This is a genomic window from Nesterenkonia sp. LB17 (genome assembly GCF_022565915.1).
Taxonomy (GTDB): Bacteria; Actinomycetota; Actinomycetes; order Actinomycetales; family Micrococcaceae; genus Nesterenkonia.
Genome location: NZ_JAJOYX010000001.1, coordinates 714,921 through 740,388 on the forward strand (window position 1 = coordinate 714,921; position 25,468 = coordinate 740,388).

At 69.0% G+C, this 25,468-nt stretch carries 21 protein-coding genes; 18 read left to right on the forward strand and 3 right to left on the reverse strand.

Annotation, left to right across the window (positions count from 1 at the left end; translation table 11 throughout):
• Positions 1 to 15 precede the first annotated feature (15 nt).
• Positions 16 to 777: a lysophospholipid acyltransferase family protein gene (locus tag LTH96_RS03270; protein ID WP_241464311.1), complete on the reverse strand. Its 762-nt coding sequence runs from the start codon at positions 775 to 777 to the stop codon at positions 16 to 18.
• Positions 778 to 842: 65 nt separating this feature from the next.
• Between LTH96_RS03270 and LTH96_RS03275 the strand changes: the two genes are divergently transcribed.
• The 4 genes from LTH96_RS03275 to LTH96_RS03290 all read left to right on the forward strand — a co-directional run bounded on the left by LTH96_RS03275 (position 843) and on the right by LTH96_RS03290 (position 5,455).
• Entirely contained in the window at positions 843 to 1,589 is a 747-nt protein-coding gene (locus LTH96_RS03275) for a carboxylesterase (RefSeq protein ID WP_241464312.1), read from the forward strand.
• Positions 1,586 to 1,975, forward strand: a complete 390-nt coding sequence (locus LTH96_RS03280; protein ID WP_241464313.1) for a hypothetical protein — start codon at positions 1,586 to 1,588, stop codon at positions 1,973 to 1,975. The genes LTH96_RS03275 and LTH96_RS03280 overlap by 4 nt, the downstream gene beginning before the upstream one ends.
• Positions 1,976 to 2,071: 96 nt before the next feature.
• Positions 2,072 to 3,895 (forward strand): AMP-dependent synthetase/ligase, encoded by a 1,824-nt coding sequence (locus tag LTH96_RS03285; protein ID WP_241464314.1) that lies wholly within the window; start codon positions 2,072 to 2,074, stop codon positions 3,893 to 3,895.
• Between the two features lie 189 nt (positions 3,896 to 4,084).
• Positions 4,085 to 5,455 carry a class II 3-deoxy-7-phosphoheptulonate synthase gene (locus LTH96_RS03290; RefSeq protein ID WP_241464449.1) on the forward strand — a complete coding sequence of 457 codons (1,371 nt, stop codon included), beginning with the start codon at positions 4,085 to 4,087 and terminating at the stop codon, positions 5,453 to 5,455.
• A 76-nt stretch (positions 5,456 to 5,531) separates the two neighbouring features.
• Here LTH96_RS03290 and LTH96_RS03295 read toward each other — a convergent pair whose 3' ends face one another.
• Positions 5,532 to 6,989 (reverse strand): protein kinase, encoded by a 1,458-nt coding sequence (locus LTH96_RS03295; RefSeq protein ID WP_241464315.1) that lies wholly within the window; start codon positions 6,987 to 6,989, stop codon positions 5,532 to 5,534.
• A gap of 78 nt (positions 6,990 to 7,067) precedes the next feature.
• On the reverse strand, positions 7,068 to 8,156 hold the full coding sequence (locus LTH96_RS03300; protein WP_241464316.1) for a polyprenyl synthetase family protein: 1,089 nt from the start codon (positions 8,154 to 8,156) through the stop codon (positions 7,068 to 7,070).
• An 18-nt stretch (positions 8,157 to 8,174) separates the two neighbouring features.
• Between LTH96_RS03300 and dinB the strand changes: the two genes are divergently transcribed.
• From dinB to LTH96_RS03370, 14 genes are all read left to right on the forward strand, one after another.
• Complete coding sequence (gene dinB / locus LTH96_RS03305; RefSeq protein ID WP_241464317.1) at positions 8,175 to 9,368, forward strand: DNA polymerase IV; 1,194 nt, start codon at positions 8,175 to 8,177, stop codon at positions 9,366 to 9,368.
• 143 nt (positions 9,369 to 9,511) lie between these two features.
• A complete protein-coding gene (locus LTH96_RS03310; protein WP_241464318.1) occupies positions 9,512 to 9,919 on the forward strand; it encodes a DUF3040 domain-containing protein in 408 nt (135 codons plus the stop codon).
• 508 nt (positions 9,920 to 10,427) lie between these two features.
• Positions 10,428 to 10,859: a division/cell wall cluster transcriptional repressor MraZ gene (gene mraZ / locus LTH96_RS03315; protein WP_241464319.1), complete on the forward strand. Its 432-nt coding sequence runs from the start codon at positions 10,428 to 10,430 to the stop codon at positions 10,857 to 10,859.
• A 197-nt stretch (positions 10,860 to 11,056) separates the two neighbouring features.
• Complete coding sequence (gene rsmH / locus LTH96_RS03320) at positions 11,057 to 12,064, forward strand: 16S rRNA (cytosine(1402)-N(4))-methyltransferase RsmH (protein WP_241464320.1); 1,008 nt, start codon at positions 11,057 to 11,059, stop codon at positions 12,062 to 12,064.
• Positions 12,061 to 12,738, forward strand: coding sequence for a hypothetical protein (locus LTH96_RS03325; RefSeq protein ID WP_241464321.1), 678 nt, complete (start codon positions 12,061 to 12,063; stop codon positions 12,736 to 12,738). Before rsmH ends, LTH96_RS03325 begins: the two co-directional genes overlap by 4 nt.
• A gap of 27 nt (positions 12,739 to 12,765) precedes the next feature.
• Positions 12,766 to 14,556: a penicillin-binding protein 2 gene (locus LTH96_RS03330; protein WP_241464322.1), complete on the forward strand. Its 1,791-nt coding sequence runs from the start codon at positions 12,766 to 12,768 to the stop codon at positions 14,554 to 14,556.
• On the forward strand, positions 14,553 to 16,289 hold the full coding sequence (locus tag LTH96_RS03335) for a UDP-N-acetylmuramoyl-L-alanyl-D-glutamate--2,6-diaminopimelate ligase (protein WP_241464323.1): 1,737 nt from the start codon (positions 14,553 to 14,555) through the stop codon (positions 16,287 to 16,289). Before LTH96_RS03330 ends, LTH96_RS03335 begins: the two co-directional genes overlap by 4 nt.
• Positions 16,286 to 17,788, forward strand: a complete 1,503-nt coding sequence (gene murF / locus LTH96_RS03340) for a UDP-N-acetylmuramoyl-tripeptide--D-alanyl-D-alanine ligase (protein WP_241464324.1) — start codon at positions 16,286 to 16,288, stop codon at positions 17,786 to 17,788. Before LTH96_RS03335 ends, murF begins: the two co-directional genes overlap by 4 nt.
• Positions 17,785 to 18,888: a phospho-N-acetylmuramoyl-pentapeptide-transferase gene (gene mraY / locus LTH96_RS03345; protein ID WP_241464325.1), complete on the forward strand. Its 1,104-nt coding sequence runs from the start codon at positions 17,785 to 17,787 to the stop codon at positions 18,886 to 18,888. The genes murF and mraY overlap by 4 nt, the downstream gene beginning before the upstream one ends.
• Positions 18,870 to 20,459, forward strand: a complete 1,590-nt coding sequence (gene murD, locus LTH96_RS03350) for a UDP-N-acetylmuramoyl-L-alanine--D-glutamate ligase (RefSeq protein WP_370644367.1) — start codon at positions 18,870 to 18,872, stop codon at positions 20,457 to 20,459. The genes mraY and murD overlap by 19 nt, the downstream gene beginning before the upstream one ends.
• A gap of 47 nt (positions 20,460 to 20,506) precedes the next feature.
• A complete protein-coding gene (gene ftsW, locus LTH96_RS03355; protein ID WP_241464326.1) occupies positions 20,507 to 22,003 on the forward strand; it encodes a putative lipid II flippase FtsW in 1,497 nt (498 codons plus the stop codon).
• Between the two features lie 20 nt (positions 22,004 to 22,023).
• Entirely contained in the window at positions 22,024 to 23,142 is a 1,119-nt protein-coding gene (murG, locus tag LTH96_RS03360) for an undecaprenyldiphospho-muramoylpentapeptide beta-N-acetylglucosaminyltransferase (RefSeq protein ID WP_241464327.1), read from the forward strand.
• 14 nt (positions 23,143 to 23,156) lie between these two features.
• On the forward strand, positions 23,157 to 24,593 hold the full coding sequence (gene murC / locus LTH96_RS03365) for a UDP-N-acetylmuramate--L-alanine ligase (protein WP_241464328.1): 1,437 nt from the start codon (positions 23,157 to 23,159) through the stop codon (positions 24,591 to 24,593).
• Positions 24,590 to 25,435, forward strand: a complete 846-nt coding sequence (locus LTH96_RS03370; protein WP_241464329.1) for a cell division protein FtsQ/DivIB — start codon at positions 24,590 to 24,592, stop codon at positions 25,433 to 25,435. Before murC ends, LTH96_RS03370 begins: the two co-directional genes overlap by 4 nt.
• The last annotated feature ends 33 nt before the right edge of the window (positions 25,436 to 25,468 follow it).

Sequence of the window (25,468 nt, forward strand, 5' to 3'; positions counted from 1 at the left end):
GTGGGCGTGCCTCGCCTAGTCGGCGGACGGGTCCACGGTGCGGCGCCCGCTGTGGTGGCGCAGCGCCTTGCGCGCCGCCTTCGCGTCGGCCTTCTCCGCCTCCAGCTGACGCTTCACATCCGAGGCGTACACATCGACGTATTCCTGGCCAGAGAGCCGCATGATCCGGTACATGATCTCGTCGGCCACGGCGCGCTGGGCGAAGCGATCCTCGGCGTTGTCGTAGTACGACTCGAAGGTCATCGGTTCGCCCACGATCATCCCCACCCGGCCCAGCCGGGGGATGTTCTTCCCGATCGGCTGGACCTTGTCGGTGCCGATCAGGGCGATCGGGATCACCGGAGCGCGGGTGTTCAGCGCCAGCCGCGCGATGCCGAGCTTGCCGCGGTAGAGCCGCCCGTCCGGGCTGCGCGTGCCCTCGGGGTAGATGCCCAGCACCTCTCCGTCGCGCAGCGCCTGCTCCCCGGCGTTCAGCGAGTCCTGGCTGGCCTTGCCGCCTGAGCGGTCCATCGGGATCTGGCCCGAGAGGTCGAAGAACTTCCGCATCCCCCACCCGTAGGCGCCCTGTCTGCCCCAGTAGTCGTCCTTCGCCATGAAGTGCACCTGCCGAGGCACCTTCACCGGCATGAACACCGAATCGGAGAAGGACATGTGGTTCGACGCCAGGATCGCCGGACCTTCGCTGGGGATGTTGTGCAGGCCGCGGACCCAGGGGCGGAACACCGTGTTGACCACCGGGGCCACGACGAATTTCTTGGCGACGCTGTAGAACGACACGGTGGGAGGGGGTCCTTTCAGGCGGCTGAGCTTGGAGACCACTGTAGAGGCAATAGAGTGAAGGAATGGACATGTCCGGCTTCGGAGTTTCCGTCTTCCACGGATTCACCTCCACGCCCGCTTCGATGCGCCCGCTCGCCGACGCGCTGCAGGCCGCAGGCTTCACGGTGGATCTCCCGCTGCTGCCCGGTCACGGCACGAGCTGGGAGGAGCTGGCGAGCACCCCGCGCGCTGAGATCATGCGCGCGGCGCTGGCCAGCTACGACCGGCTCGCCGCCCGCTGCCCCCGGGTGGCGACCGTGGGCCTCTCGATGGGAGGGTCGCTGGCGCTGCATGTGGCCGCCCACCGTGGGGTGGAGGCCGTCTCGGTGATCAATCCCGGACTCCGGCTGGCGCCGCTCACCGGACCGAAGGCCTGGGCGCTGGGCCGGATCCGGCCCTCGGTGGCGAGCATCGCCGGAGACATCGCCAAGCCCGACGTCGTGGAGGAGGCCTACGCACAGACCCCGCTGCGCGCCGTCGTCGAGCTCGACCGGCTCTTCGCGCAGGTCCGCCGCGAGCTTCCGGTGCTCGCCCGTCGGGGCACGCCGGTGCTGCTGTTCCGCTCAGGCGTGGACAACGTCCTGCCCCCTTCCTCAGCCGATACCCTGGGCAGGGCGCTCTCGGCGGAGCAGCTCGAGGTCGTGGCGCTCACCCGCAGCCAGCACGTGGCGACGCTTGACCATGAGGCCGAGATCATCCACGAGCAGCTGATCGACTTTCTTCACCGACGGCACCACGCCGCCGAGCCCCCTGAGAGGATGGCGCCATGAGCACCTATCGCGACGACGAACCCAGCAGAGTCTTCGGTCGAGGCGGCCGCTCACGGCCGCTGCCCGGCCAGGGAGGTCCGGGTCAGGGCGGCCCGGGTCAGGGTCCCCGGGATCACAGCGTGGATGACTCCGCGCTCGAAGAGATCGACGACTTCCAGCCGCCCAACCCGAAGAACCCGCTCGCCGGCGCCAAGCCTGCCGTGGTGCTCGGGGCGGTGCTCAGCATCGGCGCGATCCTGGCGCTGATCATCGTGCCGTTCCTGCCGCTGAATGCGCCCGGCTGGACCGTGCCCGCGCTGATCGGCGTGGTGCTGGCCGGACTGGTCATCCTCTTCCTGCAGATGCCGCGCAGCCGCACCGGGTCAGGCGACGGCGCACAGGTCTGAGCAAGTTTTCCATGGGGACACGAATCATCCAGCTACCGTTCAGTAACGGGCTGTGAGACGATGATGTGAGATAGCACACACGATGGAGGAGCCCCCGTGAAGGAAATCGCAACACCGCCCGCAGTCGATGTTCCCGCCGAGCTGAACATCACTGACCTGCTCGAACGTCAGGTCACCGCGGACCCGCAGAACATCCTCTTCGGTCGCCAGCTCACCCCGGGCCAGTGGACCGACGTCAGCGCCGCCGAGTTCCGCGACCAGGTGGTGCAGCTCGCCAAGGGCATCATCGGTTCCGGCGTCGAGGTCGGTGACCGGGTCGCCATCATGGCCCCCACCCGCTACGAGTGGACGCTGCTCGACTTCGCGATCTTCTACGCCGGCGCCGTGACCGTGCCGGTCTACGAGACGTCTTCGCCCTCCCAGGTCGCGTGGATCATCGAAGACGCCGGCGTGAAGCTGCTCGTCGCCGAGACCCCGGCCCACCAGAAGATCGTCGAGCGCGCCGTCGCCCAGGAGAACCTCACGGGTCTGGGCAACGTCTACACCATCGAAGGCTCCGGCCTGGATCAGCTGCGCGCCAAGGGCGCTGAGGTCACCGAGGCGCAGGTCGCCACTCGACGCAGCGCCGCCGTCGGTGCTGACCTCGCGACGATCATCTACACCTCCGGGACCACCGGGCGGCCCAAGGGCTGCGAGCTGACCCACTCGAACTTCACCGAGCTCTCGCTCCAGGCGCTGGGCTCCTCGCTGGGCACGGTGGTCGACAAGAACGCCTCCACGGTGATGTTCATCCCGCTGGCCCACGTCTTCGCCCGCTTCATCTCCGTGCTCGCCGTCGCCGGCGGCTCCCGGGTCGGACACACCTCCGACATCAAGGAGCTGGTGGACGACCTGGGCACCTTCCACCCGACCTTCCTGCTGGCCGTGCCGCGGGTCTTCGAGAAGATCTACAACGCCGCGATGCTCAAGGCCGAGTCCGACGGCAAGGGAGCCATCTTCGAGAAGGCGGCGAACACCGCCATCGAATGGTCCCGCGCCAAGCAGAACGGCAAGGTCCCCTTCGCCCTGGGGCTCAAGCACACGGTCTTCGACAAGCTCGTCTACTCCAAGCTGCGCGCCCGGATGGGCGGACAGGTCGCCCATGCGGTCTCCGGCGGCTCGCCGCTGGGGGAGCGGCTCGGCCACTTCTTCTACGGCGTGGGCGTGCAGATCCTCGAGGGCTACGGGCTGACCGAGACCACGGCGCCGCTGACCGTGAACACCCCTGCGCTGAGCAAGATCGGCACCGTCGGGGCGCCGCTTCCCGGGTGCGCGGTGAAGATCGCTGAGGACGGCGAGATCCTCGGCCGCGGCATCTGCGTCTTCCGCGGCTACCACAACCGGCCCGAGCTGAACCAGGAGATCTTCACCGACACCGGCTGGTTCCGCACCGGCGACGTCGGCACCCTGGACTCCGACGGCTGCCTCACCATCACCGGCCGCAAGAAGGAGATCCTGGTCACCGCGACCGGGAAGAACGTCTCACCGGCCCAGCTGGAAGACCTGATGCGCTCCGACGCGATCGTCTCCCAGGCTGTGGTGGTCGGCGACAACCGGCCCTTCGTGGCGGCGCTGATCACCCTGGACGAGGAGACCCTGCCGCAGTGGCTCGAGCGCAAGGGACTGGACCCCAAGACTCCGGTCTCCGAGCTGGCGAAGCACGAGACGATCATCGCCCACGTGCAGTCGGTGGTCGACCGGGCGAACGAGTCGGTCTCCCGCGCCGAATCGATCCGCGACTTCCGGCTGCTGCACACCGACTTCACCATCGAATCCGGCCACCTCACCCCCTCCCTGAAGATCAAGCGACCTGTGGTGATGAAGGACTTCGCCGAAGAGGTCGAGGCGCTCTACACCGAGGCTGCCGCCAAGAAGGGCTGAGCAGCAAGAGACGCTGAAACCTTCAGACGTCGATCGATGCAGAACAGCTGAGGAGCCCGGGGGCGCACACCGCCCCCGGGCTCACTTCGTCCGCATGATGGAATGCCGCTCCGCCATTAGGCGCGCCCGTGCGCGGCGGACTACCCTGAACAGGTGACTACCACGCCAGAGCCCCGAACCGACGCCCCGCTGACCGCCCCCGGAGAGATCCTCCACGTCGGGGCAGCAGACTATCCGGGCCTGGACGAGTGGCGTTCATTGCCGCTGAGCCAGCAGCCGGACTGGCGCAGCCACGAAGACTTCGACTCCGCCTATGCGGAGCTCTCCGCGCACCCTCCGCTGGTCTTCGCCGGGGAGGTCGACAAGCTCAAGCGACGCCTGGCCAAGGTTGCCAACGGTGAGGCGTTCCTGCTCCAGGGCGGCGACTGCGCCGAGACCTTCGACGGCGTCACCGCCGACCGGATCAGTGCCAAGATCAAGACCATCCTGCAGATGGCCGTCGTGCTCACCTACGGCGCCTCGCTGCCGGTGGTGAAGATGGGGCGCATGGCCGGGCAGTACGCCAAGCCGCGCTCCTCCGATGTGGAGACCCGCAACGGCGTGACGCTGCCGACCTTCCGCGGCGAGATCGTCAACGGCTTCGAGTTCACCGAGGAATCCCGCGTGCCCGACCCCAAGCGGATGGTCGCGGCCTACCACAAGTCCGCCGCCACGCTGAACCTGGTCCGGGCCTTCACCGAGGGCGGCTTCGCCGACCTTCGCGCGGTGCAGCAGTGGAACAAGGGATTCATGGAGAACCCCGCCCACGCCCGCTATGAGCAGCTCGCCGGGGAGATCGACCGCGCGGTGCGCTTCATGGAGGCCTGCGGTGCTGACTTCGAAGGACTCAAGCGCACCGAGTTCTACGCCGCCCACGAGGCGCTGCTGCTGGACTACGAGCGCGCACTGACCCGGATCGACTCCCGCACCGGAAAGCCCTACGTGACTTCCGGCCACTTCGTCTGGATCGGCGAGCGGACCCGCGAGCTCGACGGCGCACACATGGACTACCTCTCCCGGGTGCAGAACCCGGTCGGGGTCAAGCTGGGCCCCAGCACCACCCCGGAGACCGTCCTGGCGATCATCGACAAGCTTGATCCCGAGCGGGAGCCCGGACGGCTGACCTTCATCGTGCGGATGGGCGCCTCCAACGTCCGGGAGAAGCTCCCGCCGCTGGTGACCGCGGTGCGCGACTCCGGCGCCAAGGTGGTCTGGGTGACCGACCCGATGCACGGTAACACCATCACGGCCGACAACGGCTACAAGACCCGCCGCTTCGACGACATCCTCGACGAGGTGCGCGGCTTCTTCGAGGTCCACCGCTCGCTGGGCACCTACCCGGGTGGGCTGCACGTGGAGATGACCGGCGACGACGTCGCCGAGTGCCTCGGCGGCTCCGACATGGTCGACGAATCAGCCTTCGATCAGCGCTATGAGTCCCTGGTGGACCCGCGGCTGAACCACAAGCAGTCCCTGGAGCTGGCGTTCCTGGTGGCAGAGTCCCTCACCCAGGTGAGATAGGCCCCAGCGGCAGGTTCTCGGGACGGGCCGCTGACGCGGGCCACAGGCGAACCGGTCCCAGGCCGCGCGCAGGTCCTCAGCCCCCGAGGCTGGGGATCAGCGCGCTGCTCACGCCGATCCAGCCGGCCAGCAGCACCAACAGGGCGCTGCCGATCATGATCGCGGCGATCATCAGCCAGACCCGGGTGGCATCGGGGCCAGCAAGCTCGACCGTGGGGCGCTGACGCTCGCGCTTCTCCGTGCGGACCCGTTCCACCGGCCGTCGGGCGCCGACGGAGGGCTGCATGCCGGTCGCCGGCTCTGCGACGCTGAGCCGGGGCGGGCGCAGCTGCAGCCCGCTGGTGGGCACCTCGGTGACCAGCTGGCGATCCTCCTCGGCCAGGCTCGAGGGGCGCCCGTGGGCGGCGTCGCGATGCTCGGCCTCCAGGTGGGTGGTCCGCGCGTTGCCCAGGGCCGCGTCGATGTCCTCGTCCCAGGGCTGCAGGTCGTCGGGCTGCGGCTCGTCCCCGGGAGTCTCGAACAGGGAAGCCGATGCCTGCTGCGCTCCGGTCTCCAGGAAGGCCTCGTCGGAGTCCCCGGGCAGCATCGTGGTGGGCCGCTGGCCGGTGCGCTCGGACGCTCGTGCGGAGACGCCCATGGCGGGGATCGGTCGCGTCGCGGGGCTCCTGAGCGCGCCGTCGAAGTCGAGCTCGGCGTCGCTGAGCAGGCCGCGGGTCTCACGCAGCATCTTCAGCAGCTCATCGGCGTTCTTCGGCCGCAGCGCCACCTCGGGCCGGGTGGCGATGCTGACCAGGTCATCGAGCTCGCCGGCGAGTCCCTGGACCTGAGCCGAGGGGACCGGCACGGTGGAGTTCACGTGCTGGTAGGCGACCCGCACGGGGGAGTCTCCGGTGAAGGGCTGCACGCCGGTGAGCATCTCGTAGAGCAGGATGCCGATGGCGTAGATGTCGGAGCGCTCATCGGCTCCCTCTCCGGAGAGCAGCTCCGGAGAGATATAGGCCACGGTGCCCATCAGCGTCGAGGTCCCGGAGTGGTGGGTCGCGGCGCGGGCCAGCCCCAGATCGGCAAGCTTGATCCGCCCGTCATGGGAGACCAGCACGTTCTCCGGCTTGATGTCTCGGTGGACCAGGCCGGCGCGGTGTGCCGCAGCCAGGCCCTGCAGGATCGAGTCCATGTAGGTCAGCGCCAGCCGAGGCGTCATCGCCCCGTGCTTGAGCAGCGTGCGCAGGGTGGCGCCGGGGACGTACTCCATCACCAGGTAGGCGGTCTCCTGGGCCTGTCCCTGATCGAGCACCTGGACCACATTGGGGTGGGCGATCAGCGCGGAGTTCCGGGCCTCCTGCTCGAATCGCTCCACGACCTTGCGATCCTCCGCCATGTGCGGGAACAGCACCTTCAGGGCGACCTCTCGGCCGAGCCGCTGGTCCTGGGCGCGGTAGACCGTGGACATGCCGCCACGTGCGATGCGCTCATCGATCACATAGCGGTCATCGATCCTGGAACCTATCCACGGGTCAATCTGTTCAGAGCTCACAGCCCCAGGGTATCGAACCTGCCCAACTCCGAGTTGCCGCGGCGCGAGTCGATCCCGGGCCCCGCGCGGGTCTCGACGCTAGACCGTGCGCAGCACCAGGTGTCCGCGCAGCTGGTCGAACTCCTCGAGCACCTCCGCGGAGACGCCGAGATCCACAAGGTGCTGTGTCCGGGCGACGCTCTCGCCGGTGAGCTTCTCGATGCTGCGCTCGACCTCGTCGACGGCTCCAGACTCGGTGAGGATGGCGCGGGCCCGCTCCACCTGCTCCTCGCTCAGCGCCGGGTCTCCCAGCATCTGGCTGAGCTCCTGGGCTCCCGCCGCGGAGGAGCGGAACAACCCGTAGGCGATGAGCTCGGTGCGCTTGCCCTCACGCAGATCATCACCGACCGGCTTGCCGGTGGTCTCCGGGTCTCCGAAGACCCCGAGCAGATCGTCGCGCAGCTGAAACGCCTCTCCTACCGGCAGCGCCGCCGCGGCGAAGGCGCGGCACAGCTGGTCCGAGCCGCCGGCCAGGGCCGCGCCGAGGACCACCGGGTACTCGGTGGAGTACTTGGCAGCCTTGTAGCGCAGCACCCCGCGGGCCCGACTGACCGCCTCGGTCTCGGTGTCGGCCGGGGTGCGCACCTCCTCCAGCACGTCGAGGTACTGCCCGGTGATGACCTCGGTGTGCATCTGATGGAAGGTCCGCGCGGCGAGCGGACTGCTCGCCAGCCCGTCCCGGGCGGCGGTGGACTGGGCATGGAAGAAGGCCTCCGAGGCCCAGGCGAGGGCGAGGTCGCCGGAGAGGATCGCACCGGTGGTCCCGAAATGACCGCGGTCTCCGCTGAAGCCGGATTCGCGGTGGAGCTGCTCGAAGCGGATGTGCGCGCTGGGCAGACCCCGGCGGGTCGCGGAGCGGTCGATCACGTCGTCGTGGACCAGCGCAGCCGCCTGGAACAGCTCCAGCGCCACCCCCAGCTCGACGACGCCCGCGCCGCGCCCGGAGGCCGCCTGCCAGCCCAGTCGTGCCAGGGCGGGACGCATCTTCTTCCCACCCCGGGTCAGTGACATCAGCGCCGTGACCAAGGGGACCGCGTGTCGGGAGACTGCATGGACCTCTGCGTGCCGCGCCTCGAGAAAGCCGGCGCACCTCGCGTTGACCTCGCTGATGAATTCTTCGCGCTTCATGGCGGATAGCCTATCGGTATGGCACCGTCCCCACCGGCTGATTCACGCGTCCTCGCGCATGTGGATATGGATGCCTACTACGTGGAGGTCGAGCTGCTCACCCGCCCCGAGCTGCGCGGGCGCAAGATCATCGTCGCGCAGGACTCGGGTCGCTCCGTGGTGCTCTCGGCCTCCTATGAGGCCCGCGCGGACGGGGTGCGCTCGGCGATGCCGCTGGCCCGGGCGCGCCGGGCCAGTCCCGACGCCGTCGTGATCTCGCCCCACATGGACGTCTACCGAGAGCTCTCGCGGCGGATCATGAGCTATTTCGACACCGTCACCGACGCCGTGGAGCAGCTCAGCGTGGACGAGGCCTTCCTCGATCTCACCGGGGCTCGACGGCGGTTGGGCGGACCCGAGCAGATCGGGCAGAAGATCCGCCGTGAGATCCGTGAGGAGTTCAACCTCCCCGCCACCGTGGGGATCGCCGACCGCAAGTTCATCGCCAAGATCGCCTCCACCCGGGCAAAGCCGGACGGGCTGATGCTGGTCCCGCCGCACCGCCGCCTGGAGTTCCTGCATTCCCTGCCGGTGACCGCGATGTGGGGCGTCGGGGGAAAGACCGCAGAGTCCCTGAAGGCCTTCGGGATCACCACGGTGCTCCAGCTCGCAGAGACCCCGGAACCGGCGCTGCGCCGCCGCTTCGGGGTCACCGGCACGGCATTGCACCGGCTGGCCTGGGGAGAGGACGCCCGCGAGGTCCAGCCGCACCGGATCGAGAAGTCCATCGGGGCCGAAGAGACCTTTGCGGTCGATGTCGAGGATGAAGCGGCGCTGCGCGCAGAGCTGCTGCGACTCAGTCACCGGGTCGCCGCGCGGCTGCGCGAGTCGGGGGTCTCCGCCGAGGGGATCAGCCTGAAGCTGCGCTACAGCGACTTCGAGACGCTGACCCGTTCGTCCACCCTCTCCCATCCCACCCATTCCGCACTGGCCATCTACGCCCGCGTGCTGGGGATGCTGGAACGGCTGGGGGAGCGGCCGCAGCCGGTGCGCCTGGTCGGAGTCCGGGCGGAACGGCTGGTGGATGAGGGAGGCTCGCTGCAGCTGAGCTTCGATCGCACGGAGACGAACTGGCTCGACGCCGAGAGTGCGCTCGACGCGATCGCGAAGAAATTCCCACAGGTCCAGACTGCTCCTGCCTCGCTGCTGCGCGCTCGCCGCGAGGATCCATGACTGGAGGGTTCCTGGGCACCAGCCCAGAGATCGCCGCAGGGCGGACTGCGGGCTAGGTCTGCGGTGACGAAACCGCTAGACTATACACCTAGGCGTATCCAGATCGTCCACCACGCCATACGACGACCGCGAGGAGCTTCACGATGCCACTGTCGGAGCGTGAACAGCGCATGCTCAAGCAGCTCGAAGAACAGCTGCAGTCGGAGGATCCGAGCTTCGCAAGCTCCATGCAGGACTCCCCGACGGGAAAGCTCAACGTGCGCAACATTGTGCTCGGCGCTCTGGTCGCAGTCCTCGGCATCGTCGTCCTGCTGGTCAGCATCTACAACCAGTGGATCCCTGTCGGTGTGATCGGCTTCCTGATCATGGGTGCAGGCGTCTACTACGCCACCACCGGAGGAACCTCCGGAAACTCCCGCGGCAACGGCGGCGGCAACGGCAACGGCGGTGGAGGCGGCGGCGGCGGACCCCGCAGCTCGGCCCCGAGTCCGTCCGGAAACTTCATGACCGGACTCGAACAGCGCTGGGAAGAACGACGCCGGCAGGACTGACTCCTCCAGGCATCACCTGACTTCGAAAGGCCCCTCTCCGGAGGGGCCTTTTTCGTGCCTGATCGCAGCGCCTCCACTTCCCACCATCGGGTACCTCCACTTCCCACCATCGGGTACCTCCACTTCCCACCACACAACACCCCCACTTCCCACCCCACAGCACCCCACATCCCGCCACAACGGTCCTCAGTTCCCGCCGCTGCGCCCGTCTCGCCTGGTCAGAGGCGGATCATCCAGGCTCTCGCGACGCTGCTCCGGGTCGCTCCGCACGGCGCGACACTCACCCGGCGCACCCGGAGCGGGCCTGTCCGGGAGAAGCCCTCCACCGCCCTCCACCTGCACCTGAGTGGTATCACTCCAGGTCAGAGGCTTGAAATCGCCGACGTGGGGGAAGTGTCGGCCGTGCGACGGCAGATTTTGGTTGCAAGTGGGGGGAAGTGGGGTAAAGTGGAGCTCGGTAGAGGGAGAAGGAATGATTCTCCTCAACAAGTGAGGTGGTGAGTGTCCTTTGTTCCTGGGCACATACACGCCTCGCATGGATGAGAAGGCTCGCCTGATCCTTCCCGCGAAGTATCGCGAAGAACTGGCCAACGGCCTGGTCCTCACCCGCGGGCAGGAACGCTGCATCTATGTGTTCAGCACGGAAGAGTTCAAGAACGTCCATCAGCAGATGCGGCAGGCTCCTCTGACCTCACGCCAAGCACGCGACTACATCCGCGTATTCCTCTCCGGAGCCTCTGACGAGATTCCGGACAAGCAGGGCAGGATCACGGTTCCCGCCGCGCTGAGGGAGTACGCCGGACTGGACCGCGATGTCACGGTCATCGGAGCGGGAGACCGCGCCGAGATCTGGGACACCGCAGCCTGGAACGAGTACCTGGAGGCGAAGGAGTCGGAGTTCTCATCCACCGATGGGGACGCCATTCCCGGTCTCTTCTGAGCACCGAAGGCGCTCGACGCGACACGCCGACCGAACAAAGTACGACAAGTGAAGACGGTTCGAACACTTCAAGGGGATCCTTGGGTGAGTTCTTCCGCCGCCCGGCCGCACTCCTGACTTATCTTCCCCGATGTCAGGCAGCAGGCCGGAGCGGAGGAGGAGCTGGTCCAAGGATCCTTTCCCATGACGGAGGCAGTATGGCGCAACGAGAGACAGCAGACCGGCACGTGCCGGTGATGCGAGATCGCTGCATCAGACTGTTGGCCCTCGGAGTGGAGAACATCCGGGCCGCCGGCCACCGTCCCGTGGTCATCGACGCCACCCTGGGCATGGGCGGCCACGCCGAAGCCATGCTTGCGGCCGACTCCGAGGTGCTCGTGCTCGGCCTGGACCGGGATCCCCAGGCGCATGCCCTCGCGGCGCAGCGCCTCTCCGCCTACGGCGACCGCTTTCGCGGCATCCACACGGTCTACGACCGCGTGGACGAGGTCGCCGCAGAGGAGCTGGACTCCGATCAGCGAGTCGCCGGGGTGCTTCTCGACCTCGGGGTCTCCTCGCTGCAGCTGGACGAGGCCTCCCGCGGCTTCGCCTACTCCTACGATGCCCCGCTGGACATGCGCATGGATGCCTCGGAGGATTCCCCCGACGAGTCGGTCGCCGAGCTGCTGGCGCGGATCGAGGTGCCCGAGCTGAGGCGGATCCTGCGCGAATACGGCGAAGAGCGCTTCGCCGGACGCATCGCCTCGGCCATCGTCTCCCGGCGAGAGAGTCGCCCCTTCACCACGACCGCGGACCTCGCCGCCGTGGTGGACCGCGCGGTCCCCGCGGCTTCCAAGCGCACCGGGGGACACCCCGCCAAACGCACCTTCCAGGCCCTGCGCATCGCGGTCAACGAGGAGCTCGAGGTCCTGCAGCGCACCATCCCGAACGCCCTGGACGCCGTGGCGCCGGGCGGTCGGATCGTGGCGATGAGCTATCACTCGTTGGAGGACCGCATCGTGAAGCAGGCCTTCGCTCGACGCACCAAGTCCTCGGCGCCGACGGGGCTGCCCGTGGAGCTCGAAGAGCACAAGCCGACATTCAGATCCCTCACCCGCGGGGCAGAGCTGCCCGACGAGGCCGAGATCGCCGAGAACCCCCGCGCAGCGTCAGCGAAGCTGCGTGCAGTGGAGAAGCTGACCGACTCCAGGAGAACCGCCGCATGAGCGCAGAAGCACATTCCCTCGCCCCGGCCAGCCGCGGGTCACTGGCGCGCAGCCTCTCCTTCCCCGGACGCACCGACGACGCAGGCTCCCCAGCACGCCCCAGTCCGATGCTCCGCGCCCTGCCCAAGCTCCGGGGGCGGCAGAAGGGACTCATCGGCGGGATCATCGCACTGCTCGGGCTCGCGCTGACGATCGTGCTCGCGGTGAACATCCACGTGGCCAACGCGCAGTACACCGTCGTGGACCTGCAGAATCAGCACCTCTCGCTGGTCCAGGCGAACCAGGCGCTGACCGAAGAGGTCCAGCACCTGGAATCGCCGCAGGCGCTCTCCAGTGCCGCCGTCGGACTGGGCATGGTCATGCCTGCCGAGGCCGCGGCCCTGGATCTCGGCAACGGTGAGGTCACCGGCACCGCGGCGCCCGCGGACAGCGGCGACCGTCCCTCCAGCTTCGTGGCCTCGCCCGCAGTTCCCGGAGGCGACTCCGCCGCTGCGCTGAACGTCTCGGATGCCGTGACCGGCGCGCCGTCAGGGATTCTCGGCGGGGGCGCGTTGAACACGCTCATCGAGGCTCCCAGCGGGCAGAATGGCCAGGAGGCATCTGCAGGGACGCAAGACCAGTTCAGCCCTGCTGAACTCAACGGCGGGACCATACCGGCGCCCTCATTCGACTGATCGACTTGTTGGGAGAACGCTGACGCCATGGCAGCCGCTCAGAAGAAACGCGCAGAACGGGTCCTTTCGTTCCGGATGCGCATCGGACTCACCCTGATCCTGGTGATGCTGCTCCTGCTCGGAGGACGCCTCTTCCACGTGCAGGGCCTGGACCCTGCAGGAAACGCCCAGGCGGCGGTCTCCGAACGGCTGCGCAGCGTCCCGCTGCCCGCACACCGCGGGGACATCCTCGACACCGAAGGTCGAGTGCTCGCCGCCTCGGTGAACCGCTATGACCTGGTCGTCGACCAGGCGGTGGTGGAAGACTTCGAGCGCAGCGACGAGGCCACCGGGCTGCGCGAGGAGATCTCGGTGCAGGCCGGGATCGCCGAGCTCGGCGAGGTGCTGGATCGCAGCACCGAGGAGCTCACAGACCTCATCGTGGGCGAGAGCCGCTATTCGGTGGTGGCTCGATCACTGACGCCTGAGCAGAGCGAGCAGGCCGTGGACATCGGGCTCCCCGGCCTCTACGCCGAGCCGGTGTCCCAGCGCAGCTACCCGTCCGGCGCCGTGGCGGGTTCGATCATCGGATTCATGGGCGCTGACGGCCCCCTCGAAGGAATCGAAGCCGCCCAGGACGAGGCGCTCAGCGGCGTCGACGGGGAACGGATCTATGAGGTCGGCGGCGACGGCGTGCGGATTCCGGTGGCCACCTATGAGGAGCTCCCGGCCGAGGACGGCCAGGACGTCCGTCTGACCATCGATCAGGACCTGCAGTGGTTCGCCCAGGAGGCGATCGCGAAGAAGTCGAACCAGTACAACGCAGCCTGGGGCAATGCCACCGTCGTGGACCTCACCACTGGAGAGATCCTGGCCATGGCCGACTCCGAGACGGTCGATCCGGCCGAACCGGGAGAGACCGACGAGCTCTTCCGCCGACCGCTCGCGCTGACCCAGGACTTCGAACCAGGCTCCACCGGCAAGGCCATCACCTTCGCCATGGCGCTCGAGGAGGGGACGCTGAACCCCACCGACGGCTTCACCGTGGACAACCGCTACGAGGTGGACGGCCAGACCATCAGCGACGCCACCCGCCACCCGACCCTGGACATGACGGCCGCAGGCATCTTCGCCCGCTCCTACAACACCGGCACCGTGATGATCGGCGGAGAGATCCCCGAAGAGACCCGGTACGACTACATGCGCCGGGTCGGCCTCGGCGAACCGCTCGACATCGGGCTCGGGACCGAAGCGAACTCGGTGCTGCGGCCCCCCGAGGAATGGGACGCCCGCCAGCACCTGACCACGCAGTTCGGGCAGGGCTACACGACCTCGGTGCTGCACAATGTGCAGGCCTTCCAGACCATGACCAACGGCGGAGTCGACGTCCCGCTGCGCCTGATCGACGCCTACGTCGACGCCGACGGCACCGAGCACCCGGTTCAGACCCAGCCGGGTGAGCGGATCTTCTCCGAGGAGACCTCCGCGGAGATGCTCCGGATGTTCGAAGGCGTGGTGGACTACGGAACCGGCGGCCAGGCCGCCGTCTCCGGATACCGCGTGGGCGGCAAGTCCGGGATCGCGGAGGCAGCCGGTGCTGGCGGAGGGTTCGACGGCCACACCCAGTCCTTCATCGGAATGGCGCCGCTGGATGACCCGCAGTATCTGGTCTCCGTCACCGTGCACCGCCCGCAGGGCTACTGGCGTGACTGGGAGGTCACCGACACGTTCCGTGAGATCATGGCCTACGTGCTTAGCAGTTATGACGAGGCGCCCAGCGGGGCGGAGAGCGAGGCCTACGACGGCTTCGAAGGCGAGAATCAGGATCAGCCCTGGTGAGCGCGGTAGAGGCAGGGCTGAGCGTCGCGCAGCAGGACCGAGTCTTCCGTCCAGACGGCGTGCTCGGCACCAGTGTGGAAGAGCTCGTCGCCGAGCTCGCCAGCACCGGCTATGACCCGCTGGTCACCCCCGTGGGTCGTGCCGCAGGCGAGATCCGGCTCACCGGTGCCGCCATGGACCCCAAGGCCGTAGGCCCCGGGGACCTCTTCGTCGCGGTCTCCGGCTCCCGCGCTCATGGTGCTGACTTCGTGATGACCGCTCTGGACGGCGGGGCGGCAGCGATCCTCACCGACGTCGCCGGCGCCGAGAAGGTCCGTGAACGCGTGGGCTACCGCATCCCGGTCATCGAGGTGCGCCGCGTGCGCGAGGCGGCGGGCCCGTCGGCCGCGCTGATCTACGGAAACACCGCCACCTCCGGGCCGGCGCTCTTCGGGGTCACCGGCACCAATGGCAAGACCACCACGACCTACTTCCTGCGCTCCCTGCTGGACACGCTGCTGCGCCCGCACGAGCGCGCCACCGGCCTGATCGGCACCATCGAGATCGCCTCCGGTGCGGCGACCATCCCCTCGAAGATGACGACGCCGGAGGCCGTGCAGCTGCACAGCCTGATGGCGCTCTTCCGCGAGGCCGACGTCGCCGCCGCCGCGATGGAGGTCTCCTCCCACGCCATCTCCTATCAGCGCACCTCCGGGCTCTTCTACGCCGTGGCGGGCTTCACCAACCTCACCCAGGACCACCTGGACCTGCACGGGTCGATGGAGGAGTACTTCGCGGCCAAGGCGGCCCTGTTCGCCCGTCGCCGCACCCGCAGCAGCGTGGTCATCGTGGATGATCCCTGGGGCTGGCGGATGGCTGAGACCGCAACCGGCCACGTCGTGACGCTTGCCACCGCAGAGGTGCCGGACCCGGCCGCGGACTGGAGCGTCACCGAGGTGACCCCGCATCTGCTCGGCAGCGCCTTCACGCTGCGCAACCGCCACACCGGGGAGAGCATCCGCTCCCGCACCGGGCTGCCCGGCCGGTTCAACGTCGCCAATGCGGCGCTGGCCGCCGTGATGGTGCTCACCGCCGATGAGTCCACCGCGCTCGGAGTCAGTCGCGACGAGATCGTCACCGCGCTCGAGCAGGCCGACCCCTTCACGATCAGCGTCCCAGGCAGGATGCAGGTGATCGGCACCGAGCCCGCCGCGATCGTCGACTTCGCGCACAACCCCGATGCCATGATCCGTACCCTCGAGGCCGCCGCGAGCACCTCGCGCGGGAAGACCATCCTGGTCGTCGGCGCCGCGGGGGAGCGTGACAGCGCCAAGCGCCCGCTGATGGGCGCCATCGCGGTGCGCATGGCCGATCACGTGATCATCAGCGACGACGATCCGCACGGCGAGGACCCCGCGCAGATCCGCGCCGGGCTCCTGGAGGGCGCCCGTGAGGCCCTGGCCGAAGAGGATCTGGACACCACGTTGGAGGAGATCTCGCCGCGACTCGACGCGATCACCCGCGCCGTGGCGGTGGCCGAGCCCGAGGACACCATCATCCTCGCGGGACGCGGACATGAGGTCCACCAGGACTTCGCCGGGACGAAGCACCCGATCGACGACCGGGTGGAGCTGGCCCGGGCGCTGCGCCTGCGCGGATTCCCCACCGCCGACGATGCTCCGCAGACCGAGTCCGCTCCGAACACCGACAAGACCCACAGCTTTTCCACAGCAGAAGGAGGCGACAAGGCATGATCGAACTCTCAGCCGAAGAGATCGCCGAGATCACCGCAGGGACCCTGCGCGGCGTCCCTGACCCCGCCGCGGTCCGCGTGCGCCACGCGGACACCGACTCGCGCAGCATGGTCGCGGACTCGCTGTTCATCGCCAAGCCCGGGGAGACCACCGACGGTCACCGCTTCATCGACGTCGCCCTCGCCGCCGGCGCCACCCTCGTGCTGGCCGAGCGCGAGACCCAGACCCCACACGGAGCCCCGCATCCCAGCGTGATCGTGACCGACGTGGTCACCGCCATGGGACAGATCGCCGCGGCGATCCTCGACCGGGTGCGCGCCCATTCGGCCACCACCGTCATCGGCATCACCGGGTCCGCCGGCAAGACCACCACCAAGGACCTGCTGAAGTCGATCCTCGAGCCCGAGGGCCCCACCGTGGCGCCCCAGGGCTCCTACAACGGCGAGGTCGGAGTCCCGCTGACCATCTTCACCGCTGAGCTGGACACCCGGTACGTGGTCGTGGAGATGGGCGCAGACGCCCCCGGCAACATCCGCGAGCTCGCGGAGATGGTCCGCCCCGACATCGGGGCGGTGCTCATGGTCGGATCCGCCCATGCCGGCAAGTTCGGCGGCGCGGACAAGATCGCCGCCGTCAAGGCGGAGCTCGTCGAGGAGATCAGCGCCACCGGCGCCGTCGTGCTCAACCGCGACGACGCCCAGGTCGCCCCCATGGCGAAGGCCGCGAAGGCTCCGATCACCTGGTTCAGCGAAGACACCGGCCAGGAGACGGGTCCGGACGCCGGTCAGGCCGCCGGCGGTGACCACGCCGCCGGGACCCCGGACCAGGTGCGCGCTGTGGACCTCAGCCTCGACGAGGCCGGGCACCCGAGGTTCCAGCTGCGCTTCACCGAGTCCGGCGAAGAGTTCCCGCTGGTCTCCGGCCTCACCGGCGCCCACCACGTCTCCAACCTCCTTGCCGCGGCGGCCTGCGCGCTGCGCGCAGGCGTCGCCCCTCACGCCATCGCCGAGCGGCTGAACGGGCTCGGCCCGGCGAGCCGCTGGCGGATGGAACGCACCGAGCGCGCGGACGGGGTCACCCTGATCAACGACGCCTACAACGCCAACCCCGAATCCATGCGGGAGGCGCTGCGCACCCTGGCGATGCTCACCAGACCCGGTCAGGGCCGCCCGGCACGCCGCTCGGTGGCCGTGCTCGGCGCGATGCTCGAGCTCGGCGACGTCTCCATCCCCAAGCACACCCAGCTGGGGGAGACCGTGGTGCGGCTGAACATCGACAAGACCCTGGTGGTGGGCGATCTGGCCTACCCGCTCTACCGCGGCGCCATCGCGGAGGGAAGCTGGGGCTCTGAGGTGCACTGGGTCGCCACGGTCGAGGAGGCCGAGGCCTACCTGGACCAGGAGCTCGCTCCCGGTGACATCGTGCTGTTCAAATCCTCCAACAGCGCAGGGCTTAGACTCCTGGGTGACAAGATCGCCGCAAAGGAAGGGGCCCTGTGATCGCTGTAGTCATCGGTGCCGTCTTCGGCCTGGGACTCACCCTCGTCGGGACGCCGTTGTTCATCCGCTTCCTGGTGAAGCGAGGATACGGCCAGTTCATCCGTGACGACGGCCCCACCACCCACCATGTGAAGCGCGGCACGCCCACGATGGGCGGAGCGGTCATCATGATGGCCGTGGTCGCCGCGTACCTGCTGACCCACCTGCTGCTGAGCATCACCGGCGACACCGCCGGACCGACAGCCTCCGGGCTGCTGCTGCTGATGCTGATGGTCGGCATGGGCCTCGTCGGCTTCGCCGATGACTTCGCGAAGATCAGCAGGAAGCAGTCGCTGGGACTGACGCCCTGGCGCAAGATCGCCGGGCTGGTCGCCGTCGGTGTGCTCTTCGCCGTGCTGGCGCTGAACTTCCCCGACGCCGACGGGCTGACCCCTGCCTCGACGAACATCTCCTTCGTCCGCGAGACGGTGCTCGACCTGGCCTTCGCCGGCCCGATCATCGGCATGATCCTCTTCGTGATCTGGGCGAACCTGATCGTCACCGCGACCACCAACGGCGTGAACCTCACCGACGGCCTCGACGGGCTCGCCACGGCGGCCACGGCAATGGTGACGGCCGCCTACACGATCATCTCGATCTGGCAGTTCAACCAGGCCTGCGGCAGCCGCAGCGCCGTGGAGAGCGTCTGCTACGAGGTGCGCGACCCGATGGACATGGCCATGATCGCCGCGATCATCACCGGCGCGCTGATCGGCTTCCTCTGGTGGAACACCTCACCGGCGAAGATCTTCATGGGCGACACCGGCTCCCTCGCCCTCGGCGGCGCTCTGGCCGGCTTCGCGATCCTGACCCATACCCAGCTGCTCTTCGTGATCCTGGGCGGGCTCTTCGTGCTGATCACCCTCTCGGTGATCATCCAGGTCGGCTACTTCAAGTTCTCCGGCGGCAAGCGGGTGTTCCTGATGGCCCCGCTGCAGCACCATTTCGAGCTCAAAGGCTGGGCAGAGGTCACCGTGGTGGTCAGGTTCTGGATCATCGGCGCCCTCGCCGTGGGCATCGGTCTGGCCGTCTTCTACGGCGAATGGGTGATCCGTCAGTGAGCGTGTCCGACTCTCAGGACCCACAGCACGCGCAGCACCAGAATTCCCGGCAGCCGCAGATCCGCCCCGAGCTTCGCGGCTGGGACGGCCCCTGGAAGGGACTGCGCGCGATGGTCACCGGGCTCGGCGTCTCGGGATTCGCCGCCGCCGACACCTTGGCCGAGCTGGGCGCGCGCGTCGTCGTCGTCGATGGAACCGATGCACCCAAGACGCGCCGCGACGCCGAGACGCTGCGGCTGGTCGGGGTGAGTCAGATCCTGCTCGGCGAGGAACACCTCTCCGAGCTGCCGCTGCTCGACGGTGAGCCCGTCGAGCTCGTGGTCACCTCTCCGGGCTGGCGGCCCGACTCCGCGCTGATCAGTGCGGCGCGCACCGCCGGGATCCCGGTCCTCTCCGAGGTGGAGCTGGCCTGGCGGCTCGGACCCCGCCCGGGCGCCACGAAGCCCAGCTGGCTCGTGGTCACCGGCACCAACGGCAAGACCACCACCGTCACGCTGCTGGAGTCGATGCTGATCCACGACGGTCAGCGCGCCATCGCCTGCGGCAACATCGGTGTACCGGTGCTCGACGCGATCCGCGATCCGGAAGGCTATGACGCCCTGGCCGTGGAGCTCTCCAGCTTCCAGCTCGAATACACCGAGCTGCTCTCCCCGCTGGCCTCAGCGGTGCTCAACATCGCCGAGGACCATGTCGACTGGCACGGCAGCTTCGAGGACTACCGCGCGGCGAAGGCCAAGATCTACGAGAACACCGAGCTGGCCTGCGTCTACAACGCCGACCAGCGGGTCACCGAGGACATGGTCGCCGAGGCCGACGTCCAGGAGGGATGCCGAGCCATCGGCTTCACCACCGGAGCCCCCGGACCCTCGATGCTCGGCGTGGTCGATGACCTGCTGGTGGACCGAGCGTTCCTGGCCGATCGCGCGCACCAGGCGCTGGAACTGGCGGAACTTGCCGACTTCGGCCCGCTCGCCCCGCAGCACCTCATCGCCAATGCCCTTGCCGCCGCCGCCCTGGCGCGCGCCGCCGGCGCCGCACCGGACGCGATCCGAGCGGCCGTGCAGGCCTACGAGGCCGGTGATCACCGCATCCAGCCGGTGGCGAAGGCCGACGACGTGCTCTGGATCAACGACTCCAAGGCCACCAACCCACATGCCGCCGCGGCCTCGCTGCGCAGCTTCACCGATGTCATCTGGATCGCTGGGGGACTGCCCAAAGGGGTGGTCTACGACGAACTCGTCCGGGAGATCGCCCCACGGCTGCGTCAGGTGATCCTGATCGGCACCGACTCCTCCCAGCTGAGGTCCAGCCTCGAGCGACACGCGCCGGGAGTCCCGGTGATCGGTGGACGCCTGCGGGAGGATGAGAGGCGCAGCGAGTTGGACGCGTCGCTGGCGGGTGAGGACGGGGTGCGCGCGATGCGGACCGCCGTCGCCGAAGCCGCCAAGGCGCTTGCGCCGCACCACACGGTGCTGATGGCCCCGGCCGCTGCCTCGATGGACCAGTTCGCCTCCTACGCAGCCCGCGGGGAAGCATTCATCGAAGCAGTGGCAGAGCTCATGACCGATTGATCGCAGACGTGGAGCCCCGCAGGGGACTTCACCAGGAGGAGGACTGGATGGACAAGCGGAGACCTCGAGTCCCAGCCTCCCCCGAACAGCGCAGGTCCCAGCTTCGCGCCGTGGACGACCACACCGACCCGGGCGACGAGCCTGTCGAACCGGCGGCTGAGCGGCGCGTGCATCGGTCGACTGCGGCCAAGACCTCTGCCCCGAAGACCTCCGCTGCCAAGACCTCCACCGCGAAGACCCCCGCCGCCAAGGGCCCCGCCGCGGACACCCGGGACGCCGACACCTCCGACGGCGCCGCAGGTCGGCGCTGGAAGGCGGAGCGGGCGGACTCCCGGCAGAACCGGGTCCAGCGCTTCTGGAGCTTCCTGGAGATCGGGAACCCCTACACCACGTTCTGGCTGATCCTCGGCTCCACCCTGGCCCTCTCGATCATCGGGCTGACCTTCGTGCTGTCCTCGACCTCGGTGGATCCGACCGGGGGAGCCTTCACCACAGCGACCCGCCAGGCCACCTGGGCGGCCATCGGGCTCGTCGGCATGCTGGTCATGATGGTCCTGCCCACCCGCTGGCTGCGCGCCATCGGCTGGTTCCTGATGCTGCTCTCCGCCGTCCTGCTCGCCCTGGTCGCGTTCACCCCGTTGGGCCATACCGGCGGCGGCTCGACGAACTGGCTCCGGATCGGACCGGTCCAGGGACAGCCCTCCGAGGTCGCCAAGCTGGGCCTGGTGATGTGGGGCGCCGCGGTGCTGGCCAAGAAGGGCCGGCTGCTCTCCCAGTTCGCGCACTGGGTCACTCCCTTCGTGGCTCCCGGTGCCCTCTCGGTGCTGGTCCTGGTGCTCGCCGGCGGCGACCTGGGCACCAGCCTGATCATCATCCTGATCGTCGGGACGCTGCTCTTCGCCGCCGGGGTCGCCATGCGGTACTTCGTGATCGCGGCCAGCCTCGCCGCGGTGATGGTGGCGCTGCTGATGCTGGTGACGCCCTACCGCATGATGCGGGTCTGGGCGTGGCTCGGGGTCAACTGCGACCACCCCACCGATCCCTGTCACCAGATGCAGCAGGGCTACTACGCGCTGGCCTCGGGCGGCTTCTGGGGCGTCGGCCTGGGCCAGTCGCGGCAGAAATGGGACTACATCCCCGAGGTCCACAACGACTTCATCTTCACCATCATCGGAGAGGAGCTGGGACTGCTCGGCACCCTCACGGTGCTGGGCCTCTTCGCGGTGCTCGCCGTGGGGATGTTCCGCGTGGCCTACAACACGAACGACCAGTTCACCCGACTGGTCTGCCTCGGGGTCATCGCCTGGATCAACGGTCAGGCCTTCATCAACATCGGCATGGTCACCGGGCTGCTCCCGGTGGTGGGCGTGCCGCTGCCGTTCATCTCCTACGGCGGCTCGGCGCTGACCGTGACCCTGATCGCCGTCGGGGTGGTGCTGAACTTCGCCCGCAGGCAGCGCCTGGACGGCCGACCCCGGCCTCGCCGGAGCAGCTCCCCGTCGAAGGCCACCAAAGCCTCCCACCGAAACCCCATGTCCGTCTGATGGCTGCCGAAGGAAAACCCATGAATGAGCTCTCCATAGTTCTCGCAGGCGGGGGAACCGCCGGGCACGTCAGCCCGATGCTGGCAGTCGCCCGTGCCCTCGATCGCCTCGCCCCCGAGGTCCGCCAGACCGTCATCGGCACCGCCGCCGGACTCGAGACCCGGCTGGTCCCCGAGGCCGGCTACCGACTGGAGACCATCGACAAGGTCGCCATGCCCCGGCGGCCCTCCCGTGACATGCTGCGCTTCCCCTCCCGCTTCGGGCAGGCCGTGCGCGACGCCGCCGGGATCCTCCGCGCCGAGCAGGCCGACGTGGTCATGGGCGTCGGCGGGTACGTGTGCACCCCGGTGTTCGTAGCGGCCCGCCGGCTGGGCATCCCCGTGGTCATCCACGAGGCCAACGCTCGTCCCGGTCTGGCGAACAAGCTGGGCCACCGGTTCGCCGCCTTCACCGGCGTCGCCTTCGAAGGCACCCCGCTGAAGGGCTCCGAATGGGTGGGCATGCCGATGGCCCGAGAGATCTCCCAGCTCGACCGCGCCCAGCAGCGGGAACAGGCCCGCAAGACCCTGGGCCTGGACCCGGAGAAGGTCACCCTGGTGATCACCGGCGGCTCCTCCGGGGCGCTGTCGCTGAACAACTCGATCAAGGCGGCGCTGACCGATCTGCTCGGCACCGGGGCCCAGGTGCTGCACCTGACCGGCCGGGACAAGGCGCTCACCGGTGAGCACGGCGCGCTGATCCAAGCCCCCGGCTACCACCAGCGGGAATACCTCGACGGCATGGAGCTCGCCTACGCCGCCGCGGACCTCATCATCGCCCGCGCCGGCGCCGCCACGGTGAGCGAGGTCGCCGCCGTGGGGCTTCCCGCGATCTTCGTGCCGCTGCCGGTGGGCAACGGCGAGCAGGAGCTCAACGCCCGCGAACTTGTCGCCGCAGGCGGCGCCCTGCTGGTCAAGGACGAACATTTCAACAAGTCCTGGATCCGGCGCAACATCGTTCCGCTGCTCGAGGACCCGCAGCTGCTGGCCACCATGGAGCAGCAGTCGGCCTCGCGCGGGATCACCGATGCCGACGATCGGATGGCCCGCGCCACCCTCGCCGCCGCCGGCCACCCGATGAGCAAGTCCGAGACCGCGTAGTGACCCTGCCTCCCATGAATCCTGCTCACGCCGCGGAGCCCACCGCCCGGCCCAGCTCCGCTGAACCTCCCGCCGCCGGACTCGGGCACGTCCACTTCCTGGGGCTCGGCGGAGTGGGCGTCTCCGCCGTCGCACGCCTGATGGCCGCCGACGGCGTGCCGATCTCCGGCACCGACGCCAAGGAGCTCCCCGTGCTCGAGGAGTTCCGTCGCGGCGGCGCCGCCGTGCAGGTGGGCTACCGCGCCGAGAACCTGGCCGCGGCGGAGGAACAGCTGGGCCAACCCATCACCGCGGTGATCGCCTCCTCGATCGCCGCTGCCGGCAATCCCGAATACGACGAGGCCGTGCGCCGCGGCCTGCCGGTGCTGCACCGCTCGCAGGGTCTGGCGGCGCTGATGCGGACCCGCCGCGCCGTCGCCGTCGCGGGCACCCACGGCAAGACCACCACCTCCTCGATGGCCACCGTGCTGCTGGAGCAGGCCGGACTCTCCCCGACCTTCGCCGTCGGCGCCAACGTCGCCGGACTCGGCGTCAACGCCGCGGCGGGCACCGGGGAGTGGTTCATCGCCGAAGCCGACGAGTCCGACGGTTCGCTGCTGAACTACGCCCCAGAGGTCGGTGTGGTCACCAATGTCGAAGCCGACCACCTCGATCACTACGGCACCGCGGAGGCGGTGGAGCAGGTCTTCGTGGACTTCACCGAGCGGATCACCGACGGCGGGGCGCTGATCATCTGCGCCGACGACTCCGGTGCCCGCGAACTGCTGGCGAAGGTGGAGCAGCCGCTGGCCGCCCGCGGCGTGAGCATCACCAGCTACGGCACCCGCGAGGACGCCGACCTTCGGCTGAGCAGCGTCACCCGCGACGGCGGGGTGGTGCGTGAGGGCGCCGAGGAGGCGCTGCTGCGCCTGGCGGTGCCCGGAGTGCACAATCAGCTCAACGCCCTGGCCGCCATCGCGGTGGGGCGCCGAGCCGGACTCTCGCTGGGAACCAGCGTCGCGGCCGTCTCGCACTTCCAAGGCACCTCGCGCCGCTTCGAGCTGCGCGGAGAGGTCTCCGGGGTGCGCGTCTACGACGACTACGCCCATCACCCCACCGAGGTCGCCGCCGTGCTCCAGGCCGCGCGCGCCTCGCTGACCGCTGCTGACGGGCAGGTCCATGTGATCTTCCAGCCGCACCTGTTCAGCCGCACCGCCGCCTTCGCCGCTGACTTCGGGACTGCACTGACCGCGGCGGACACCGTGGCGGTGCTGGAGATCTACCCGGCCAGGGAGGAGCCCATCGAGGGCGTCACCGCCGCCCTGCTGGGGCACCCGGTGCGCAGCGTCGCCGGAGCCGTCGACGCCGTGGCCTCGGCCGCCCGTCCAGGAGACCTGATCATGACCCTCGGCGCCGGTGACGTCACCGCATTGGGCGCAGACGTCCTCAGCGCGCTCACGGAGCGCCGATGAGGCTGCGGTTCCCCCGCCGCGCCCCGGACCACGACAAGCCCTCCGACGCGGACCACGATGAGTTCTCCGACACGGACGACGATGAGTTCGGTGACGCGTCCCCGCTGGACTTCCCCGAGCCTGCCGCCGTCATCGGCAGGCGGCGCCGCCGCCGACGGATCCTCGCCCTGCTGATCAGCCTCGCGGTGCTGCTCGGCGTGGTGGCCACCCTCTACTTCTCCCCGCTGCTGGTGGTGCGCGCGATCGCGGTTCAGGACAACGACCTGCTCACCGATCAGCGCGCCCAGGAGCTGCTGGCGCCGCTGCACGGCAGGCCGCTGGCTCAGGTCAGTCAGCGCGACGTCGAGCGGCTGCTGCAGGACGAGCGCGCGGTCGACGAGGTGATCGTCGCCGCCCGGCTCCCCGAGGGCCTGGACATCGTGGTGATCGAACATCCCCCGGTGGCAGAGGTCCACGTGGGGGAGGAGATCCTCTTCTACAGCCAGGAGGGAGAGCTGATCAGGACCTTCGACGAGTCCCAGGCCGAGGATGCGCAGGGCTACGCCACCCCGGTGATCTCCGCGGAGGCCGCCCTGGAGAACGAAGCGGTCTTCCAGACCATCGTCTCGGTGCTGGGCCAGCTGCCCGAGGGCGCCCGCGAGTCGCTGGAGTCCGCCACCGCGGAGTCTCGGGATTCGGTGCAGCTTGAGCTGCAGGACGGGCGGACCGTCGTCTGGGGCGACGACCAGCGCGGGGACGAGAAGGCCACGGTGCTTGAAGCGATCCTGGGCTCCTCGGCGGGCGAGTTCGAGGGCGTCGAGGTGCTCGACATCTCAACTCCGAGCGCGCCGGTGACGCGCTAGGCGCGTGTGGCGCGTAGGCTTATGACCGAAAAG

Coding starts and splice junctions, on each gene's coding strand:
- murC (WP_241464328.1), top strand. CDS start 23,157: ATGAATCCTGCTCACGCCGCGGAGCCCACCGCCCGGCCCAGCTCCGCT.
- LTH96_RS03325 (WP_241464321.1), top strand. CDS start 12,061: ATGAGCGCAGAAGCACATTCCCTCGCCCCGGCCAGCCGCGGGTCACTG.
- ftsW (WP_241464326.1), top strand. CDS start 20,507: ATGGACAAGCGGAGACCTCGAGTCCCAGCCTCCCCCGAACAGCGCAGG.
- LTH96_RS03330 (WP_241464322.1), top strand. CDS start 12,766: ATGGCAGCCGCTCAGAAGAAACGCGCAGAACGGGTCCTTTCGTTCCGG.
- murD (WP_370644367.1), top strand. CDS start 18,870: ATGGGTGATCCGTCAGTGAGCGTGTCCGACTCTCAGGACCCACAGCAC.
- dinB (WP_241464317.1), top strand. CDS start 8,175: ATGGCACCGTCCCCACCGGCTGATTCACGCGTCCTCGCGCATGTGGAT.
- LTH96_RS03310 (WP_241464318.1), top strand. CDS start 9,512: ATGCCACTGTCGGAGCGTGAACAGCGCATGCTCAAGCAGCTCGAAGAA.
- murF (WP_241464324.1), top strand. CDS start 16,286: ATGATCGAACTCTCAGCCGAAGAGATCGCCGAGATCACCGCAGGGACC.
- LTH96_RS03370 (WP_241464329.1), top strand. CDS start 24,590: ATGAGGCTGCGGTTCCCCCGCCGCGCCCCGGACCACGACAAGCCCTCC.
- LTH96_RS03300 (WP_241464316.1), bottom strand. CDS start 8,156: ATGAAGCGCGAAGAATTCATCAGCGAGGTCAACGCGAGGTGCGCCGGC.
- LTH96_RS03275 (WP_241464312.1), top strand. CDS start 843: ATGGACATGTCCGGCTTCGGAGTTTCCGTCTTCCACGGATTCACCTCC.
- murG (WP_241464327.1), top strand. CDS start 22,024: ATGAATGAGCTCTCCATAGTTCTCGCAGGCGGGGGAACCGCCGGGCAC.
- LTH96_RS03280 (WP_241464313.1), top strand. CDS start 1,586: ATGAGCACCTATCGCGACGACGAACCCAGCAGAGTCTTCGGTCGAGGC.
- rsmH (WP_241464320.1), top strand. CDS start 11,057: ATGGCGCAACGAGAGACAGCAGACCGGCACGTGCCGGTGATGCGAGAT.